The organism is Tardiphaga sp. 20_F10_N6_6 (assembly GCF_052076045.1).
GTDB classification, from domain to species: domain Bacteria; phylum Pseudomonadota; class Alphaproteobacteria; order Rhizobiales; family Xanthobacteraceae; genus Tardiphaga; species Tardiphaga robiniae.
The window spans coordinates 5,980,359-5,999,277 of the sequence record NZ_CP197239.1; the positions used below are offsets into that span (position 1 = coordinate 5,980,359).

Genomic DNA, 18,919 nt, shown 5'->3' on the forward strand with positions numbered 1-18,919 from the left:
TCGGCACTGTCCGTTCTTGCTTGCTCGCGGAGCCATTGCAGTGAGCGCAGGCGACAGCGATTTACGAGTCCGGCCTGGCCGCATCCGCGGCACGCGAGCGCCAAAGCCCAAGAGCTTCATCAACCGGGTGCTGCGCGCGGCGAAGAAGGCCGGTCACAGCTCCAGTCTTGCAGCTGCGGGCAAGCGTTCCTCGAGCTACGGGCGCTCGACCTTCGGGCGCGGCCGGATCAGGTTTAGCCGCAGCCGCCTGTTCAGCCCGGCGCGGCGCGTGGTGGTGAAGGCGCGCGTCGTTCGTCACCAGGGACGATCCTTCCGTTCCGCGCCGCTGACCGCTCATCTCTCGTACCTCAAACGCGACGGCGTCACCCGTAACAGCGAGAAGGCGGTGATGTTCGATGCCGGCAGTGACCGCGCTGACGATGCCGCCTTCGCGGATCGCTGCAAGGACGACCGGCATCATTTCCGCTTCATCGCCTGGCCCGAGGACGCCGGCGAGATGACCGATCTCAAAGCCTTCACGCGCGATCTCGCCCGGCAAATGGAAGTCGATCTCGGCACCCGGCTCGCGCTCGGCCGGCTCGACTTCTTAGAATCCGCGCTGGCCTTCATGGCAGGTTACGGCATCAAAAGCCTCCTGATCGCGCAGTCGCTGAATCAGATCGAGAAAGCCTACGGGCCCAACAACGCGATCCTCGACAACTGCCATGGACGAGCGCACGGCGAAGCGTGTCTCCGATGCGCTGAGGACAGCAACCGAGATGCGCGCCATGAAGAACTATGCCGGTCACCGGCTGAATCCGTGGCTTGGTCACCTCATGGTCTCGCGGCAGGAGACGGCAAGGCCGCTGCTCACGCCGGGCGAGGTGATGCAGCTCCCGCCCACTGACGAGATCGTCATGGTTGCCGGCACGCCCCCGATCCGGGCGAAGAAAGCTCGCTATTACGAGGATCACCGTTTCACCGAACGGGTGCTGACGCCGCCCGATCCGGCGAAGTCTGGCCGGTCGTCACGGACGGATGGGTGGTCAGCTCTAACGCCGCAGGCACCGGACGCCGTGTTGCTTGGTGAGATCCAGAAGGCGGAACAGGATGCCGCCAATAGCGGCTTGCGTCGCGAACCCGAGCTTCCCGACCATGTCGCCATTGCCAAGGAGGCGACTGATCCGAGGCCTGCGGAAGAGTTCGCCGCTGTGCTCGACGACGAGTCGGACGATGCAGCCCGTCAGGCTCGCATCCTGCACCAGCAGATGCGTGGCATCGCCCGCCAGGTCTCGCTCGACCCGAATGACGGTATGGAGTTGTGAGACCATGCGCGACCGGATGAACGTGTATTTCCCGCCGGACCTTCTGAAGCAGATCGCCGATCTTGCCGACCGCAAGAAGCTTTCCCGATCGGCGATCGTGGAAGCGGCGGTCACCTCGTTTCTGTCTCCGGATGGGGAGGATCGGCGCGAGGCGGCGTTCGCGCGCCGTCTCGACCGGCTGTCGCGCCAAGTCCAACGTCTCGAACGCGATCTTGGGGTTACCCGCGGAAACGCTGGCCCTGTTCGTCCGCTTCTGGCTGACGATCACGCCGCCCTTGCCGAACGATGCGCAGGCTGCCGCCCAGATCAAGGGCCGCGAGCGGTTTGGCGGCACCTGCTTTTAAAGAGTCTTTTTGTAGTAACGTTGCACAGATAGCGGCTGCCACGCCGAGACGATCTGACCAAAATAGCGGTTCCGTCTTCCGGAGGCATTCGTAACGGGGGACAGACACCGAAAGAACTCACGGCCCGCTTATATCTCGTCAATCGGAGAATTACATACACTTGGCGGCCGCTTATGGCGCTAAGGCGCCATTTAGCCCTATAGCGTAGATTCCTCTTGCTCGATGGGAGTGGTGGGGCTGGGACGGGTGGCATGGAGTCTTGCTATGCCTGTCTGGAATAAGGGGCAGATCGTTGGTCAAAAACTTCCGTTAAAACCGAAAGAAGTCTGGGGAATACGAACCAGATTGGAGGTTGCCTCGAATCTCCGAGAGCTTGCTCTCTTCAACCTTGCGATCGACAGTAAGCTTCGCGCTTGCGATTTGACGTCGATCAAAGTGAGCAATTTGACGATATCGGGCGTCCTACGCGATCGGGCGACGGTCATCCAAAGAAAGACCGGACGGCCGGTCCAGTTCGAGCTCTCCGAGCACACAAGGTCCGCATTGGAGAAATGGATCGTTGAACGAGAACTGACATCGGCAGACCACCTGTTTCCGAGTCGGATGTGCTCAAAACTTCATTTGTCCGCCCGACAATACGGGAGAATCGTAGATCGATGGGTCACCAGTATCGGGTTGGACCGAAGACGCTATGGGACGCATTCGATGCGTCGGACAAAAGCATCTCAGATTTATAAGAAAACCGGAAATCTTCGAGCGGTGCAATTGCTCTTAGGCCACACAAAACTCGAAAGTACGGTGCGGTATCTTGGAATTGAGGTAGATGATGCACTTGTCATGTCTGAGCAGGTGGACCTCTAAAGCGATCTAAGGCGCATCATGCAGTGACGCGCTTTTTTTGGCGCGAAGCAGCCACTACGAAATAGTCGCTTGTGAATCAAGACGGGGATGCAGCTCAATCCGTCTTGAATTCATTTGAAAGGAAGCGGAGGCCTCGGCGCGAGGTTCGAGCTATCCTGGAGTTGGCACAACTTTGGTCGGTAATTGTTCGCGCGGTTTGGCGAGACACGATAGACCGCAGTAAGTCACCTACGACATAGTGCCGTGACCGATCATTCAAAGTCGATGACTTCCAGACAAGACGCTGTCCGCCATTCTCGCGCACATAGCGTGGAGACTTCGCGGTCCAGACCGGTCGCTCGTAAAACCAGAAGTAGCGCCCGTCATCAGCTGAAGAAAATTCGCCTGCGGCGTGCGCGAGTTTGAAATCGTCACAATCCTTTCACGGAGAACCAGAATGTCATTTCAGGAAATGCTGACCCCGCAGAATAGCGCCATCGCGCTGATCGATTTTCAGCCTGCGATGTTCCAGGGCGTCCAGTCGCACGATCGCCTTGTCACATTGAACAACGTCCAGATTCTTGCAAAAGCCGCGAAGCTCTTCAAGATTCCGACCGTTCTGACAACCGTTGCGGCAGAGTCGTTTTCCGGCCCGTTCATCCCCGAGGTGGTGTCGCTGTTTCCAGGACAGGAGATCATTGATCGCACCTCAATGAATTCGTGGCTCGATCCGAACTTCCGCAAAGCCGTCGCCGCCACCGGCCGCAAGAAATTCGTGATCGCCGGTCTGTGGACCGAAGCCTGTGTGATCTTCCCGACCCTAGACATGCTGCGCGAAGGCTTTGAAATCTACATTGCTGCCGACGCCTGCGGCGATCTCTCGCCGGAAGCGCATGAGCGTGCCATGCAGCGCGCCATCCAGGCTGGCGCGGTGCCGATCACGTCCTCGCAATATGCGTATGAGCTGCAGCAGGATTGGGCGCGCAGCGAGACCTATGAGGGCATGATGGACATCCAGCGCGCGCATTCGCCTTACGGCATCCAGATCCGCTTCTCGAAGTGGGCGCTCGGCGAGCACGCTTCCGAAGGCGGCCCGGCCAAGTAGGCCGTCACGTCACACAACCGAGGACAACGACATGAAAGCGCACATGATCTCCCTTGGCGCAGGCCTGCTGGTGGGCGTCATCTACAGTCTGATCAATGTGCGCTCTCCGGCGCCACCGGTGGTGGCGCTGGTCGGCCTGCTCGGCATTCTCGTCGGCGAGCAATTGCCGCCGTTGGTACGCAGCCTCTGGCAGAAGGAGCCGGTGGTGCAGTCCTGGCTCGAACAGGTGAAGCCACACATGTTCGGCCATCTGCCGAAGGGCCAGCGCTCCGATACGCGTGTCGTGGCCGAGAAGGCGCCGCAGCCGCCCGCCGGCGGTTAGTCTCCGGCACCCGCCTCACGATCACATTGCCTGTTCAATTCACTATCGCCGAAGGAACTCCCCATGACCGAGCCGCAGACCTCCGATCTCATTCTCCATCGTGGCCTGTTCACGACGCTCGATCGCTCCAATCCCGTCGCCAGCGCGGTGGCCATCAAGGATGGTCGCTTCACCCATGTCGGCCATAACGCGGACATTCTGCCCCTGGCGGGACCGAAGACGAAGGTCGTCGACCTCAAGGGCAAGCGCGTGCTGCCCGGCCTGATCGACAATCACTTGCACATCATTCGCGGCGGCCTGAACTTCAACATGGAGCTACGCTGGGATGGCGTGCGCTCGCTTTCCGACGCCATGAACATGCTGAAACGTCAGGTCGCCATCACCCCGCCGCCGCAATGGGTGCGCGTTGTCGGTGGCTTCACCGAGCATCAGTTCGTCGAGAAGCGGTTGCCGACAATCGATGAGTTGAATGCCGTCGCGCCGGATACACCGGTATTCCTGCTGCATCTCTATGATCGCGCACTGCTCAATGGCGCCGCGCTGCGCGCCGTCGGCTATACGAAGGACACGCCAAACCCGCCAGGCGGTGAGATCATTCGCGACGCTAACGGCAATCCGAACGGGCTGCTGCTGGCCAAGCCCAATGCCGGCATTCTCTATGCGACGCTGGCCAAGGGGCCGAAGCTGCCATTCGACTATCAGGTCAACTCCACCCGCCATTTCATGCGCGAGCTCAACCGCCTCGGTGTCACCGGCGCCATCGATGCCGGCGGCGGTTTCCAGAACTATCCCGAGGATTATGCCGTCATCCAGAAGCTGCATGACGAGAATCAGTTGACGATCCGTCTCGCCTATAACCTCTTCACCCAAAAGCCGAAGGGCGAGAAGGACGACTTCCTGAACTGGACCAAGACGTCCAAATACAAGCAGGGCGACGACTATTTCCGCCATAACGGCGCTGGCGAAATGCTGGTGTTCTCTGCTGCCGATTTCGAGGATTTCCGCCAGCCGCGCCCGGATATGGAGCCGGAAATGGAAGGCGAGCTCGAGGATGTTGTGCGCGTTCTGGTCCAGAACAAATGGCCGTGGCGTATGCACGCGACCTATGACGAGACCATCAGCCGTGCGCTGGATGTGTTCGAGCGCGTCAATCAGGAGATGCCGCTGGAAGGGCTAAACTGGTTCTTCGACCACGCTGAAACGATTTCGGATCAGTCGATCGACCGTATCGCCGCCCTTGGTGGCGGCATCGCCGTGCAGCACCGCATGGCCTATCAGGGCGAATATTTCGTCGAGCGCTACGGCCATGGCGCTGCAGAAGCGACGCCCCCGGTGTCGAAGATGCTCGCCAAGGGCGTCAAGGTTTCCGCCGGCACTGATGCCACGCGCGTGGCCTCCTATAATCCGTGGGTGTCGCTGTCCTGGCTGGTCACCGGCCGTACCGTCGGCGGCATGCAGCTCTATCCGCAGCGCAACTGCCTCGACCGCGAAACGGCGTTGCGCATGTGGACCGAAAACGTAACGTGGTTCTCGAACGAAGAAGGCAAGAAGGGCCGCATCCAGGTTGGCCAGCTCGCCGATATCGTCGTACCCGATCGTGACTTCTTCTCCTGCGCGGAGAACGAGATTGCCGACACGAGCGCAGTGCTGACAATCGTCGGCGGAAAGGTTGTCTATGCCGTCGGTGATTTCGCCAAGCTCGACGAGAATGCGCCGCCGCCGGCGATGCCGGACTGGTCACCTGTACGCACCTTCGGCGGCTACGGCGCATGGGCTGCACCCGATGCGAATGGACAGGTCGTCGCGCAGAAGATGGCGATGACCTGCGGCTGCGCCAATTCCTGCGGCGTGCACGGCCACGATCACGCGACAGCGTGGTCCAGCAGGCTGCCCATCGCCGATCTCAAAAGCTTCTGGGGCGCAATCGGCTGCGCGTGCTGGGCGGTATGATCACGAATCTCGCACGTCGCGTGATCGGGGCACCCGTTATGCATTGGCTGGGTTTGCTCTGCCTGTGTGCGGCCTATCTGCAGGGCGGGCTCGTCAAGGCGTTCGACCTTCCGGGGGCGATTGCCGAGATGAACCATTTCGGACTGCAGCCGGCGGCGCCCTTCGCGCTGGCGACGATTGGGCTCGAACTGGTTGCCTCGCTATTGATTCTTGGTGGCGTGTGGCGCTGGCTCGGTGCACTCTCGCTGGCAGGCTTTACGCTGATGGCGACATTTCTGGCGAATCGGTTCTGGGAGCTGGCTCCGCCAGAGCGCTTTATGAGCGCCAATTCGTTTTTCGAACATATCGGCCTGTGCGGCGGCTTCCTGCTCGTCGCATGGCATGACCTTAATGACCGGGCCAGGAAGGCAAAACCATGAGCGGAGCCGCCGAGCCGGCCAAGGCAACCAGCGCCTTCGCGCCATTCCGCCAATCCATCTTCGCGGTGATCTGGGTCGCGACGGTGATGGGCAATACCGGCAGCTTCATGCGCGACGTGGCGAGCTCCTGGCTCGTCACAGACCTGTCGGCGGCGCCCGCAGCGGTCACCATGATCCAGGCCGCGGGCACGCTTCCGATCTTCCTGTTTGCGATCCCCGCCGGGGTGCTGTCCGATATTCTCGATCGCCGCAAATTCCTGATCGCGGTGCAGGTGCTGCTCGCCTTGGTGAGCGCGACGCTGATGATGCTGTCTTATTACGGGCTGCTGACGGTCAATCTGCTGATCGGGCTGACCTTCATCGGCGGCATCGGCGCCGCACTGGTCGGGCCGACATGGCAGGCGATCGTGCCGGAGCTCGTGCCGCGGCAGGACATCAAGAGCGCGGTCGCGCTGAATTCACTGGGCATCAATGTCTCGCGCTCGATCGGCCCGGCCGCCGGCGGCATCCTGCTGGCGACATTCGGCGCCGCCGTCACCTATGGCGCCGATGTCATCAGCTACATGTTCGTCATCGCAGCACTGCTGTGGTGGCCACGCGCCAAGGCCGAGAATGACGTGTTGTCAGAGAAGTTCTTCGGCGCGTTCCGGGCCGGATTGCGCTACACCCGCTCTAGCCGTGAACTGCACATCGTGCTGCTGCGGGCAACGATCTTCTTTGCATTCTCCAGCTCGATCTGGGCTCTGCTGCCGCTGGTGGCGCGTAATCTGCTGGGTGGCGATGCCAGTTTTTACGGCGTGCTGCTTGGTGCGGTTGGTGCAGGCGCGATCGGTGGCGCGCTGGTGCTGCCGCGGCTCCGCGCGAAGCTCGACTCCGACGCGCTGCTGCTGATCGCCGCGCTGTTGTCGGCGTGTGTGATGGCTGTACTGTCCTTCGCGCCGCCGAAATGGGTTGCGCTGCCGGTTCTGCTGCTGCTCGGTTCTGCGTGGATCACGGCGCTGACGACGTTCAGTGGCGTCGCGCAGGCGGTGCTGCCGAACTGGGTGCGTGGTCGCGGTCTCGCTGTCTATCTGATGGTGTTCAACGGTGCCATGGCTGCTGGAAGCCTCGGCTGGGGCGCGGTGGCCCAAGCGCTGAGCCTGCCGGCGACGCTGCTGGTTAGCGCATGCGGTCTCGCCGTCGCCGCCTTCATCATGCACCGGGTGAAGCTGCCGACAGGCGAAGCCGATCTCACGCCGTCCAATTACTGGCCGGAGCCGCTGACGTCGGACGAGGTCGAACATGACCGGGGGCCCGTCCTGATCCTGATTGAATATCGAATCGCGCGTCAAAACCGCGCGCCGTTCTTCACCGGGCTCAAGCGCCTCTCCGAAGCGCGTCGTCGCGATGGCGCTTATGGCTGGGGCATCACCGAGGATGCCGCCGATCCGGAGAAGATCGTCGAATGGTTCCTGGTGGAATCATGGGCGGAGCATCTGCGGCAGCATCACCGCGTCTCGAAGGCTGATGCCGATGTGCAGCGCGAGATGACGCAATATCACATCGGGCCCGACGCCCCCGTGGTCCGGCATTTTCTGACGCTGGATCTGAAAAACCCGACGTCGAAGCCCGAACTGGTCAATCAGCACTAGTCGCCACAAGGACTGCCATGATGCGTTTGTTCAAATTCACCGCCGCCATTCTTTCCATCGCGTTGCTATCGGCCGCGCCGCAAGATGCATGGTCGCGCGAGGCGCCGGCGAAGGTCGGCTTTGCCGTCGGCGCGCAATATGACACGACGCACGTCTATGTTGCGCCGGACGAGGTCGATCGCTTTGTCGAAAGCTTCATCGCGACTTTTGGTGGCAAGAGCACCAAACAGGTAGTTGCGACAATGACGCCGACGCCGAGCAGCACGACGTCGCAGCTTCTGCTGACCCCGGCAGGGTCGGTCTCGGTGTTTGGCTTCAAGACTCCGATTCCCTATCCATTCGGCCATGAGCGCACCGGCTATCTCGTTACAGATATCGATGCCGCCGTCAGAGCCGCGCAAGGCGCGGGCGCCGACGTGCTGGTCAAGACGTTTCCCGATCCGATCGGCCGCGACGTCGTTGTGCAATGGCCGGGCGGCATCAACATGCAGCTCTATTGGCACACGACGGCGCCGTCCTATCCGGAACTGCAGACGGTCCCGGAAAACCGCGTCTACGTTCCGGCCGGCCGGGCCGATCAGTTCGTGAAGAGCTTTGTCGCTTTCTCGAAAGGCAACGTTGTCTCCGACACGGCGAAGGCGCCGGGCATCGAGATCGGCCGACCCAACGATACCTACCGTCGGGTTCGCATCACGTCGAAGTTCGGCAAGATGACTGTGCTGGTGACCGACGGCGTGCTTCCTTATCCTTATGGCCATGAGCTGACCGGCTATGAAGTGCCGTCGCTCGACGAGACGCTGGCCAAGGCGAAGACGGTCGGTGCCACGGTGCTGGTCGAGCCCTATGTCGCGGATGCGCGCCGCGCAGCGCTGGTAAAATTCCCCGGAGGCTATGTTGCCGAGATTCACTCTGCCGTCGGCAAGTAAGGCTTGGATAGCCGCGACCGCGCTGGCCTTTAGCGCGGTCCTGCTGCCGCCTGCGCATGCGGACGATTCAGCGCTAACGCCAGCGCGCCCGAAGCTTCTAACCAATCGCTGGCAGGAAGACTGGTCTGCGCTCGCCACTTCGGCGTTGCGCACCGAGCCATTCGACGCTCTGAAATATATCCCGCTCTTTGTCACCGATCCGAAAAGCTATATCTCGCTAGGTGCTAGTCTGCGCGAGCGATTTGAGTTCAACGACGCTCCGAATTTCGGCGTCGGCAATACGCGCGGCGATTCCTATCTGCTGCAACGGCTGCAGATGCATGTCGACATCCGGCTGAACGAGAACTGGCAGATCTTCACGCAGCTGGAGGATGTCCGCACCATTGACAAGGCGAGCGTCTCGCCGGTCGACCAGAACCAGCTCGATCTGAGACTGGCATTTATCGCCTATAGCGGTGCGCTGGGTGATGGCATCTTCAAGGCGCGCGTCGGCCGGCAGGATTTTGCCTTCGATCTGCAACGCTTTGTGTCCTCGCGCGACGGGCCGAATGTGCGGCAGTCCTTCGATGCGGTGTGGGCGGATTACGAGACCGGGTTGTGGCGTTTCATCGGCTTTGTCAGCCAGCCGGTGCAATATCGCTTTGGCGATGTGTTCGACGACTTCTCCGGCCAGAATTTCCGCTTCAGCACTGCGCGTATCGAACGCAAGGTGTTCGGCGACAACGAACTCTCCGGCTACTACTCCCTGTTCGAGCGGTCGTCTGCGCGTTATCTCGACGCCCTGGGCGAAGAGACGCGGCACATCTTCGACGTCCGCTTTGCCGGTAATGCCAATGGCTTCGATTGGGATCTCGAGGCGATGGGGCAGACAGGGCATGTCGGGCCTAAGGAGATCGAGGCCTGGGCACTGGGCGGCCGCACCGGTTACACATTCTCTAACGCCGCATGGACGCCAAGGATCGGCTTGCAGGCGGATGCGGCGTCAGGTGACGGGCGTGCGGGTGACAACACGATCGCTACGTTCAATCCGCTGTTCCCGAACGGCTACTATTTCTCGCTGGCAGGCTATACCGGCTACGCCAACCTGATCCATCTCAAGCCGACACTGACGGTGAAGCCCATTGCCAATCTGACGGTGACCGCCGGGCTCGGCATGCAGTGGCGCCAGACGGTTGCCGATGCCGTTTATGTTCAGCCCAACGTTGCCGTCGCGGGCACGGCTGGGCAGGGCAGCCGCTGGACGGGGGTCTATTCGCAGCTTCGAGCGGATTACGTCTTCAACGCCAACCTGACCGGAGCCGTCGAGGCGGTGCATTACGCCATTGGCGACACGGTGCGGAACGCCGGCGGGCACGACAGCAATTATCTGGGTTTGGAGCTCAAATATGGGTGGTAACCGGACGTCCGGAGGCCATGAGGCGTGGTTTCATTTTGTGCCGCGGCGGAATAGGTTACACGCTCGCCCGCCATCGGTCCCGTTTTGGCGTGATGGTTCGGATGATGCCGACATAAGTGCCTGACATGTGGAATGAACGCGATCGCATCGCGGCCTTGCATCGATACGATATTCTCGATTCTGCATCTGATGTGGATTTCGCAGACTTCGTGCAGATCGCGTCGGATATCTGCGATGCGCCGATCGCGGCCATCAATCTGATAGATGGCGACCGGCACTGGACCCTTACCGGTATCGGGCACGGCGATCGGGAACTGCCGCTCGATCATTCGATCTGCGCGCAGGCGATCCGCCAGACGGATCTTTTCGTGATCCCCGATCTGTCTTCGGATACACGCTTCCAGCATAATCCATTGGTGAGCGGGGGTCCCAGGCTCCGCTTTTATGCCAGCGCGCTGCTGGAAACACAGAACGGACTGCCGATCGGTACCGTTTGTGTGTTGGATCACACGCCGCGCCCGGATGGTCTGTCGACACGCCAGCGCTTCACGCTGCAGGCGCTCGCGCGGCAGATCATGAACCAGCTCGAGCTCCGCCGCGCGATGATGGACATCACAACCGGAAACGCTGCACGGGAAAGACTGGAAGCATCGCTGAACGAAAAGGAAGCGCTGCTCAAGGAAGTGCATCACCGCGTCAAGAACAACCTGCAGCTTATCAGTAGTCTCCTGAACCTGCAGGCGTCGCGCATCACCGACCCGATCACCGCGGCGCTGTTTGCGGATAGCCGCAACCGTGTGCGGTCGATGGCGCTGGTGCATGAAAATCTGTATCGCGCCGGCAACTTCGCTGAGATCCAGATGCAGACCCATGTGCTCAGTCTGTGCACGCATCTGCGCCGCGCCTATGGGCGGGTTCGCGTCGAGATCACGGCCGAAAGCGATGACGTCACGCTTGATATGGATCGCGCTGTCTCCTGCGGCCTCATCATCAACGAGCTCGTATCCAATGCGTTCAAACACGCCTTTCCCGGCAAACGCAGCGGATATATCAAGGTCAGGTTCGGCCGCAGCGCGAACGGGACATGTATTCTGACCGTCGCGGATGACGGCATCGGGATGCCGGAGCAGTTCGACTTCATCGAAACCAGATCACTCGGTCTGCAGCTGGTGCGCGATCTCGTCGAGCAGTTGCATGGGACGTTCTCTGTCGATCGCACCGGCGGCACCACTTGCACCCTTACATTCCAGGCTGGCCGTAGCGCGAGGCTTGCGCCATGACAACGCGCGCTCGCGTGATGGTGGTTGAGGACGATCGCATCGTTGCCCGCGATATCAGCGAGCAACTCGGCCGGATCGGTCATTCCGTGATCGGGGTGACGGCCCGCGGCGAGGCGGCCGTTGAGCTTGCGATCAGCAATCGCCCCGATCTGGTGCTGATGGACATCCGTCTGGAAGGCGATATAGACGGCATCGATGCCGCCCGACAGATCCGCGGCAGATGCCAAATTCCGGTAGTGTTCCTCACGGCCTATGCCGATGACGAGACGGTCAGGCGCGCCAGTCAAGCCGAGCCATTCGGCTATCTGCTCAAGCCGTTCGAGGATCTGCAACTGCGCACCGTGATCGAAATGGCCCTGTACAAGGACCGCGCCGACCGCAAGCTGCGCGAGAGCACGGCGGCGCTTCAGGTGGCGCATGCGGAGCTGGCGCGCATGTCGCGGATCACCACGATGGGGCAGCTCACCGCGTCCATTGCGCATGAAGTCAATCAGCCGCTGATGGCCGTTGTCATGAATGCCGAGGCCTGCGTGCAATGGCTCAAGGGCGAGAAGGCCAATGTCGGCGAGGCCCGCGCCGCCGCGGAGCGAGCCATCGCGGAGGGGCATCGCGCCGGAGCGATCATCCAGCGCGTCCGCGCGATTGCGCGCAACGCGCCGGTGGTGTTCGAAGAGCTCGCCCTGAACGATATGATCGAAAGCGTCCTCTCCATCGTGCAGCCGGAACTGTCGCGGCAGGGGATTGCGCTGGAAGTCAATCTTCAGCCCGACCAGCCATCGATCGGTGGTGATCGGGTGCAGTTGCAACAGGTGATGTTGAACCTGGTGTCCAACGCGGCCGATGCCATCAATTCATCGGAGAATCAACAACGGCGTGTGACTGTCGTGTCGGCGATGGATCCGTTGGGAGAGGTCTGCGTCACCGTCGAAGATGCGGGGGTGGGTATCGATCCCGATCACCTCGATATGATCTTCAATCCGTTCTTCACGACCAAACGGGATGGCATTGGCATGGGGCTGTCGATCTGCCGTTCCATCATCGATGCCCATGGCGGAAGGCTCTGGGCGGAGCCACGCGTGCCTACCGGCACGCGCTTTCGCTTCACGCTGCCGCCACGTACGCTGCAGGTGACACCGTGATCGCAACTTCGGAGCCAGTTACCGCAGTTGTCGCCGTCATTGACGATGACAAGGGTATTCGCGAGGCCCTGGATGGCATGCTGCGCTCTGTCGGTCTTCAGGTCGAGTGCTTTGCCTCGGCGCAGGAGTTCCTAGCCAAAGACGACCGGGACAAATTTGGCTGTATCGTTCTCGATGTGCATCTGCCCGGTCGTAACGGTCTCGATTTTCTCGATGATCTGGCTGCCCTGCATGTCACAACGCCGGTGATCGTCATCAGTGGCTTTGCCGATGTGCCGATGTCGGTGCGGGCAATGAAGGCCGGCGCCATCGAATTCCTGACCAAGCCCGTTCGCGCGATGGATCTTCTTGCTGCGGTTGAGGCGGCCGTGAAACGCGACCGTGTGACGAAGCAGGCGGCCGAGAAAATCGCTGGCCTCAAGGCGGATTTCGACACCTTGACGGTCAGGGAGCGCGAGGTGTTCGCGTATGTCGCCGCCGGCTTGATGAACAAGCAGATTGCGGCTGCGCTGGACCTGAGCGAGGCCACGATCAAGCTCCATCGCGGCACGATGATGCGCAAGATGCGGGCGAACTCGCTCGCTGACATCGTGCGGATGGCCGACCAGTTGGGATATGAGCCGCCGTCGCTCGCCTAGACCAAGGTCTAGTCAGCCTCCACCATGCTCCAATTGTCTGTCCGCATAAAATTCCGCATTCTGGAAATTATTGAGCCGCAGCCATGTGCAACCATGTGCGTGGCAAAACTGAAATCTGAGGTAGTTCGTTGGGACGTATGAGAACGTCCGGGCGATCTGCAGCGTGCAGCGATGGGGGTGTATGATGGCGGGTACTCGAATTCCCGATGGTGCATCATATGCGGGACCGGTCCACATGCTTGAACCGTTGCCTGTTTCGCCGATGCCGAAATCGAAGATCGATGTGTTCGGCTGTCCCGCCAGCAAACTCCACCAGGATCAGGAGCTGCGCGGCGCCGGGATCAAGTTTTTCCGCAAAGGGAGCGACTATCCGCATCTCGGGCAGGTCGCGACCGCAGCCGACGATCGCGGTTTCCTGATCGGCATCTCGCAAGGTCGTGGTCATCGGCGGCGTGTTTTTCACGAGCATCACGCCACGGGCCAGGAGTTCGAGGAAGGCTCGATTTATATCCGAAACCTAGCGGATGATTATCGTGCCGATCTGCGCGGCGCGTTCGATTTTCTCCTGATGGAGGTGTCGCGGCCGTTCTTGATCGAACTGGCGCAGGAGCATGGGTGGCGCGGCGCGGTCGACCTAGCGTGCCACGCCGGTGACACTGATCCGGTCTTGTTGCGACTCGTCAGCGTGGTCGAGCCCTTTCTGCAGAAGAGTAGCGAGGCGAGTCCGTTGTTCCTCGACCAGCTTGGAACGACGATCGGTATTCATCTGATCGAGCGATACAACAATGCGACCAGTCTCGAACCCACGTCGCAAGGCGCGGCGTTATCGCGGCCACAACTGGCGCTCGCCATCGAAATGCTGAGCAACAACGCTGCCAGTAATGTGCGCGTTGCTGATGTTGCCCAGGCCTGCGGCTTGTCGCGCGGCTATTTCATTCGCGGCTTCAAGAAAGCGACGGGCAAGGCGCCTCACCAGTGGATACTGTCCCAGCGCGTCGAGCAGGCCCGAGGTCTTCTGATGAAGACCGATACGCCGTTGGCCGATGTCGCACTGGCCTGTGGCTTTGCCGATCAAAGCCACTTCACCCGCGTCTTTTCCGCCGCGACTGGACTGCCGCCGGGGGCATGGCGCCGCGCAACTGGCAATGCAGGTTCTCCAGTGCGATTTTCTGAATGTAAGAAATAGTTTGAGTGAGGTGGCGTGCCGCGCGTCCATGTTACGCGCTACCGACAATGTCAGCTCCTGGCGCAAAGCGGACATGGATGAGTTTTTCGGAAGTTCCGCTTGGGGGGCGGTGCGGAGGCGTGGATGCTCTTAAACCTGCTTCTTTATCTGGTTGTCGCGAGCGCCACGATCGTCGGGGGCGGCGCGTAGGCATCAAGATCCGGAAGGATGGCCGCGGCCGGCGTGTCACCTGCACGCGCGGCCGTAGCGTTCTACAGGTCTACGATCTCGGTGCGAGCTCAGGCGCGCAGGCTGGGGTGACCTTTCCCCACTCGCAGGCCCGGCGCTCGCCGAAGCTTCCGTTTGCATGACAACTTCTCGCCACTGATCCACTTCGCGGACGATGTATTTTTGGGAGCGGTACCGTCGCTTAAACCAATCGCACGAGAGCAGATCGTGTCGGTAGATTGCACCCGTGCGACTCTGGTTCTTCAAAAGTCGTTTGAAGAACCAGAGTGCTTCCCAGCCTCCACGAATGTCTCACGCAAATTTATGCGACACGTTCTTCGTCACCGTGTAGCAGGCGAGGCCCTCGGTACCGCCTTCGCGGCCATAGCCTGAGTCCTTGACGCCGCCGAACGGCGTCTCCGCTGTGGATGCGACGAAGTGGTTGATGGTGAGGTTACCGGTTTCCACGTCGTTGGAGATCCGCTGCACGTTGTCGGCTGACTTCGTGAAGGCATAGGCGGCAAGGCCGAACGGCAATGCATTGGCCTTGGCGATGCCTTCGTCGAGATCGCGCACCGGATTGACGAGAGCGAGCGGACCGAACGGCTCCTCGTTCATCGCCAATGCATCGTCCGGCACGTCCGCCAGCACGGTCAGCGGGAAGTAATAGCCGCGATTGCCGACGCGCTGGCCGCCGGCGAGTACGCGGGCTCCGCGCGCCGTCGCATCCGACACCAGCCGCTCCATCGCCTCGATACGACGGCCATTCGCCAGCGGACCGAGTTGGGTCGACGGATCCATGCCGTTGCCGATCTTCAGCTTGGCAGCGCCTTCGGCAAGACTCTTTGCGAAGATCTCGTAGTTCTTCTCGTGCACGAAGAAGCGCGTCGGCGCGACGCAGACCTGGCCCGCATTGCGCGACTTGGTGACGACCGATGCTGCTGCGGTAGTCACCGGATCGGCGTCGTCGCAGATGATGACCGGGCCGTGGCCGCCGAGCTCCATGATCGCCGGCTTCATGTGCTGACCGGCCATGGCGGCCAGATGTTTGCCGACTGGCACCGAGCCGGTGAAGGTGATAAGCCGGATCGCCTGATGCGGCACCAGATAGCCGGAGATTTCGGCGGGATCGCCGAACACCAGATTGAGCACGCCCGCGGGCAGGCCTGCATCATGGAACGCGCGCACCAGCTGCACCGCGCCGGCCGGGGTTTCTTCCGATGCTTTCAGGATGATCGAGCAGCCGGACGCCAGCGCGCCGGCAACCTTGCGCGCCGGTGAGCTCATTGGGAAATTCCACGGCGAGAATGCTGCAACGGGGCCGATCGGCTGGCGATACACGGTGTGTTGCAGACCGGGACCGGCCGGGATCACGCGGCCATACATGCGCATGCCTTCGGTTGCATCCCATTCGATGATCTCGCAGCCGCGCAGGATTTCGAGCTTCGCCTGATCGAGCGGCTTGCCTTGTTCGAGCACCATCGCCGTCGCCATCTCGTCGACGCGCGAGCGGATTAACGCCGCAGCCTTCAGAATGATTTGCGCGCGCCCGTTCGGTGCCGTCTTGCGCCAGACATTGAAGCCGCGCACCGCCGCATCCAGTGCGTCATCGAGATCGGCTCTGGTCGCGTGCGGCACGGTGCCGAGCACGCTCTCATCGGCGGGATTGATGATCGGTGCGCCGGGAGCCCGGCGCCACTGTCCGTCCACGTAAAGCTCGATGTTGGGATAGGCCATGTCGAAGTCCACTTTCTTGGTCGTCGGAAGCGGTTGACTCCGCCTCACTTGCGCGGCATCCAATCATATGTTGATATAATAGAACAACTGTTCTGTCAGACAGAACGTGCTGCAATTGGATGAGATCGAAGATGCGTACGATTGGATGCCACGAGATGGCGGTGAACGCAGCGGCAGATGCCGCGGCGCGCGCCACTTGCGTGTCGGTGATCATGCGTCGGGCGCGCTGAACAACAAAATCATCAAGAATATCGATTGGGAGTTGAAACATGAGAGAGCAGTGGGCTGCGGCGTGGTCGCTCACGCGGCGCGTCGCGATGGCAGGCATGCTGGCGGTGACGACAGCGGTGTTCACACCGGCGCAGGCGCAGGACGCCTATCCGAGCAAGATGATCCGGTTGCTGGTGCCGTTCCCGGCCGGGAGCGCCACCGACGTGGAAGCGCGCTTCCTCGCCGAAAAAGTCGGCGCAGTGCTGGGCCAGAAGATCCTCGTCGACAACAAGCCGGGCGCCAATGCCAATATCGGCGCGGCCGAAGTCGCGCGCGCGCCGGGCGACGGCTATACGCTGTATCTCGCGACCAATTCGACCCATTCGGCCAATGTGCATCTCTACAACAAGATGCCATTCGATCCCGTCGCCGACTTCACGCCAATCGCGCGGTTGACGCGCAATCCACTGGTGATGGTGGTTGCCAAGGATTTTCCGGCGAAGGACCTCAAGGAATTCATCGCTTACGCCAAGGCCAATCCAGGCAAGCTGAGCTATGGCAGCGGCAATACCGGCAGTATGGCGGCGGCGCAGCTCGTGAGATCCATGGCGAGCATCGACGCGGTACGCATCTCCTATCCCGGCACGCCGCAGGCGATCACCGATCTGCTCGGAGGCCGCATCGAATTCATCATTACCGACGTGGCCGTGACGCGTGAGTTCATCAACAATGGCAGCCTCCGCGCGCTCGGCGTGACGACACCGCAGAAGGTCGCGTCGCTACCGGAGGTGGCACCGATGGCCACGGTCGGTCTGCCCGGCTACGACTTCGCTGCCTGGAGCGGATTGTTCGCGCCGAAGAATGTGCCGGCCGACATCGTGCAGAAGCTCAACAAGGCTTTCCTGCAGGTCATGGCGACCGACGAGGCGAAAAAATTCTTCGCCGATATCGGTCTCGAGCCGGATACCAGCACGCCGGAAGGTCTTGCCGACCACGTTAGCAAGCAGACGGAACTGTGGGGCCGCATCATCAAGGAGTCCGGTCTTGAAAAGATCTGATCCGGTCAGCGAGGCATTCTCGCAAATTCCGGCGTTGCTCGAACGCGACGCTGCGCTGATCCAGCGCGGGCGCTTCCTCGACGTCGATTGTCTGCTCGGTTCGACCACGCAGGCGTTCCACGTAGCCATTCGCGCCGGCCGCATCATCGACATGGTGTCGGCGCCGGTGCTGATGCGGTCGTGGACTTTCGGCTATCGCGCGACGCCTGACGCCTGGACCGCATTCTGGCAGCCGATGCCGAAGGCGGGGTGGCACGATCTTCTGTCGCTGACCAAGCGCGGCGAAGCCAAGCTCGAAGGTGACATCAAGCCCTTCATGACCAATTTGCAGTATTTCAAGGATCTGCTGGCACTGCCGCGCAAGTCGGGAGCTGCATCATGACCGGATATATCGAACCCATGATCGGGCGTTACGTGCATGTCGATATCGACGGCACCACGCACCGGATCTATTTCGAGGAAGCCGGCCAAGGCATTCCGCTGGTCTGCCTGCACACCGCCGGCTCGGACAACCGGCAATGGCGCTATCTCCTTGCGGATGAACAGTTCACCAAACACTTCCGCATCATTGCCTTCGACATGCCCTGGCATGGCAAGTCGAATCCGCCAGCGAATTGGGACGGCAGCGAATATCAGCTCACCACCGCGCGCTATACGCAGACGATCCGCGCATTCAGTGCGGCGCTCGATCTCGACAAGCCCGTCGTGATGGGCTGTTCGATCGGCGGCCGGATCGTGCTCAATCTCGCCATCGATCACGCCAGCGAATTCCGCGCCCTGATCGGCCTCGAAGCCGCGGACTTCCAGGCGCCGTGGTACGACACCACCTGGCTTAATCGGCCGGATATCCATGGCGGCGAAGTCTGTGCCGCGCTGGTATCCGGTCTCGTTGCGCCGCAGTCTCCTGCGGAGGCGCGGATGGAGACCCTGTGGGCCTACAAGCAGGGCGGCCCCGGCGTGTTCAAGGGCGATCTGTATTTCTATCGCGTCGACGGCGACCTGCGCGGTCGCACCAAGGCGATCGATACCAAGATCTGTCCGCTCTATCTGCTCACCGGCGAGTACGACTTCTCCTGCATGCCCGAAGACACCGTGCGAACGGCCTCCGGCATCGCGGGCGCGGAAGTCACCGTAATGGAGCAGCTGGGCCATTTCCCGATGAGCGAGAATCCCGCGCAATTCCGGCGTTACATCGCGCCGGTGCTTGAGAAAATCCAACAATAACAG

At 61.3% G+C, this 18,919-nt stretch carries 18 protein-coding genes and 1 pseudogene; 18 read left to right on the forward strand and 1 reads right to left on the reverse strand.

Annotated features, from left to right (window positions below; genetic code table 11):
- Nucleotides 1-40: 40 nt before the first annotated feature.
- From AB7813_RS28520 to AB7813_RS28590, 15 genes and pseudogenes are all read left to right on the forward strand, one after another.
- Nucleotides 41-886, forward strand: coding sequence for a type IV secretory system conjugative DNA transfer family protein (locus AB7813_RS28520; protein ID WP_439063186.1), 846 nt, complete (start codon nt 41-43; stop codon nt 884-886).
- Nucleotides 867-1,304, forward strand: a complete 438-nt coding sequence (locus AB7813_RS28525; RefSeq protein ID WP_439063187.1) for a type IV secretory system conjugative DNA transfer family protein — start codon at nt 867-869, stop codon at nt 1,302-1,304. Before AB7813_RS28520 ends, AB7813_RS28525 begins: the two co-directional genes overlap by 20 nt.
- Before the next feature lie 4 nt (nt 1,305-1,308).
- Nucleotides 1,309-1,636, forward strand: a pseudogene (locus AB7813_RS28530) (CopG family transcriptional regulator); the annotation flags it as partial.
- Between the two features lie 276 nt (nt 1,637-1,912).
- Nucleotides 1,913-2,509: a tyrosine-type recombinase/integrase gene (locus tag AB7813_RS28535; protein WP_439063188.1), complete on the forward strand. Its 597-nt coding sequence runs from the start codon at nt 1,913-1,915 to the stop codon at nt 2,507-2,509.
- Between the two features lie 436 nt (nt 2,510-2,945).
- Nucleotides 2,946-3,593, forward strand: a complete 648-nt coding sequence (locus tag AB7813_RS28540; RefSeq protein WP_089267975.1) for a hydrolase — start codon at nt 2,946-2,948, stop codon at nt 3,591-3,593.
- Nucleotides 3,594-3,624: 31 nt separating this feature from the next.
- Nucleotides 3,625-3,915, forward strand: coding sequence for a XapX domain-containing protein (locus AB7813_RS28545; protein WP_089267974.1), 291 nt, complete (start codon nt 3,625-3,627; stop codon nt 3,913-3,915).
- Between the two features lie 63 nt (nt 3,916-3,978).
- The gene (locus tag AB7813_RS28550; protein WP_439063189.1) at nt 3,979-5,865 is read left to right on the forward strand and encodes an amidohydrolase; all 1,887 of its coding nucleotides are present in this window, start codon (nt 3,979-3,981) and stop codon (nt 5,863-5,865) included.
- Entirely contained in the window at nt 5,862-6,284 is a 423-nt protein-coding gene (locus tag AB7813_RS28555) for a DoxX family protein (protein ID WP_439062584.1), read from the forward strand. Before AB7813_RS28550 ends, AB7813_RS28555 begins: the two co-directional genes overlap by 4 nt.
- Nucleotides 6,281-7,915, forward strand: coding sequence for an MFS transporter (locus AB7813_RS28560; RefSeq protein ID WP_439063190.1), 1,635 nt, complete (start codon nt 6,281-6,283; stop codon nt 7,913-7,915). The genes AB7813_RS28555 and AB7813_RS28560 overlap by 4 nt, the downstream gene beginning before the upstream one ends.
- Before the next feature lie 20 nt (nt 7,916-7,935).
- Nucleotides 7,936-8,841 carry a glyoxalase gene (locus AB7813_RS28565; protein ID WP_439063191.1) on the forward strand — a complete coding sequence of 302 codons (906 nt, stop codon included), beginning with the start codon at nt 7,936-7,938 and terminating at the stop codon, nt 8,839-8,841.
- The gene (locus tag AB7813_RS28570; protein WP_439063192.1) at nt 8,807-10,237 is read left to right on the forward strand and encodes an alginate export family protein; all 1,431 of its coding nucleotides are present in this window, start codon (nt 8,807-8,809) and stop codon (nt 10,235-10,237) included. The genes AB7813_RS28565 and AB7813_RS28570 overlap by 35 nt, the downstream gene beginning before the upstream one ends.
- Nucleotides 10,238-10,362: 125 nt before the next feature.
- Nucleotides 10,363-11,517: a sensor histidine kinase gene (locus AB7813_RS28575; RefSeq protein WP_439063193.1), complete on the forward strand. Its 1,155-nt coding sequence runs from the start codon at nt 10,363-10,365 to the stop codon at nt 11,515-11,517.
- Complete coding sequence (locus tag AB7813_RS28580) at nt 11,514-12,656, forward strand: sensor histidine kinase (RefSeq protein WP_439063194.1); 1,143 nt, start codon at nt 11,514-11,516, stop codon at nt 12,654-12,656. The genes AB7813_RS28575 and AB7813_RS28580 overlap by 4 nt, the downstream gene beginning before the upstream one ends.
- Nucleotides 12,653-13,294: a response regulator transcription factor gene (locus AB7813_RS28585; protein ID WP_439063195.1), complete on the forward strand. Its 642-nt coding sequence runs from the start codon at nt 12,653-12,655 to the stop codon at nt 13,292-13,294. Before AB7813_RS28580 ends, AB7813_RS28585 begins: the two co-directional genes overlap by 4 nt.
- A 235-nt stretch (nt 13,295-13,529) precedes the next feature.
- Complete coding sequence (locus AB7813_RS28590) at nt 13,530-14,480, forward strand: helix-turn-helix domain-containing protein (RefSeq protein WP_439063196.1); 951 nt, start codon at nt 13,530-13,532, stop codon at nt 14,478-14,480.
- 519 nt (nt 14,481-14,999) lie between these two features.
- On the opposite strand, the gene AB7813_RS28595 is transcribed toward AB7813_RS28590, so the two are convergent.
- On the reverse strand, nt 15,000-16,424 hold the full coding sequence (locus AB7813_RS28595; RefSeq protein ID WP_439063197.1) for an NAD-dependent succinate-semialdehyde dehydrogenase: 1,425 nt from the start codon (nt 16,422-16,424) through the stop codon (nt 15,000-15,002).
- A 269-nt stretch (nt 16,425-16,693) separates the two neighbouring features.
- On the opposite strand from AB7813_RS28595, the gene AB7813_RS28600 reads away from it, so the two are divergent.
- The 3 genes from AB7813_RS28600 to AB7813_RS28610 are packed head-to-tail and all read left to right on the forward strand — an operon-like array spanning nt 16,694 to nt 18,916.
- Nucleotides 16,694-17,692 carry a Bug family tripartite tricarboxylate transporter substrate binding protein gene (locus tag AB7813_RS28600; protein ID WP_439063198.1) on the forward strand — a complete coding sequence of 333 codons (999 nt, stop codon included), beginning with the start codon at nt 16,694-16,696 and terminating at the stop codon, nt 17,690-17,692.
- The gene (locus AB7813_RS28605; RefSeq protein ID WP_439063199.1) at nt 17,679-18,074 is read left to right on the forward strand and encodes a hypothetical protein; all 396 of its coding nucleotides are present in this window, start codon (nt 17,679-17,681) and stop codon (nt 18,072-18,074) included. Before AB7813_RS28600 ends, AB7813_RS28605 begins: the two co-directional genes overlap by 14 nt.
- The gene (locus AB7813_RS28610; protein WP_439082832.1) at nt 18,071-18,916 is read left to right on the forward strand and encodes an alpha/beta fold hydrolase; all 846 of its coding nucleotides are present in this window, start codon (nt 18,071-18,073) and stop codon (nt 18,914-18,916) included. Before AB7813_RS28605 ends, AB7813_RS28610 begins: the two co-directional genes overlap by 4 nt.
- Nucleotides 18,917-18,919 lie beyond the last annotated feature (3 nt).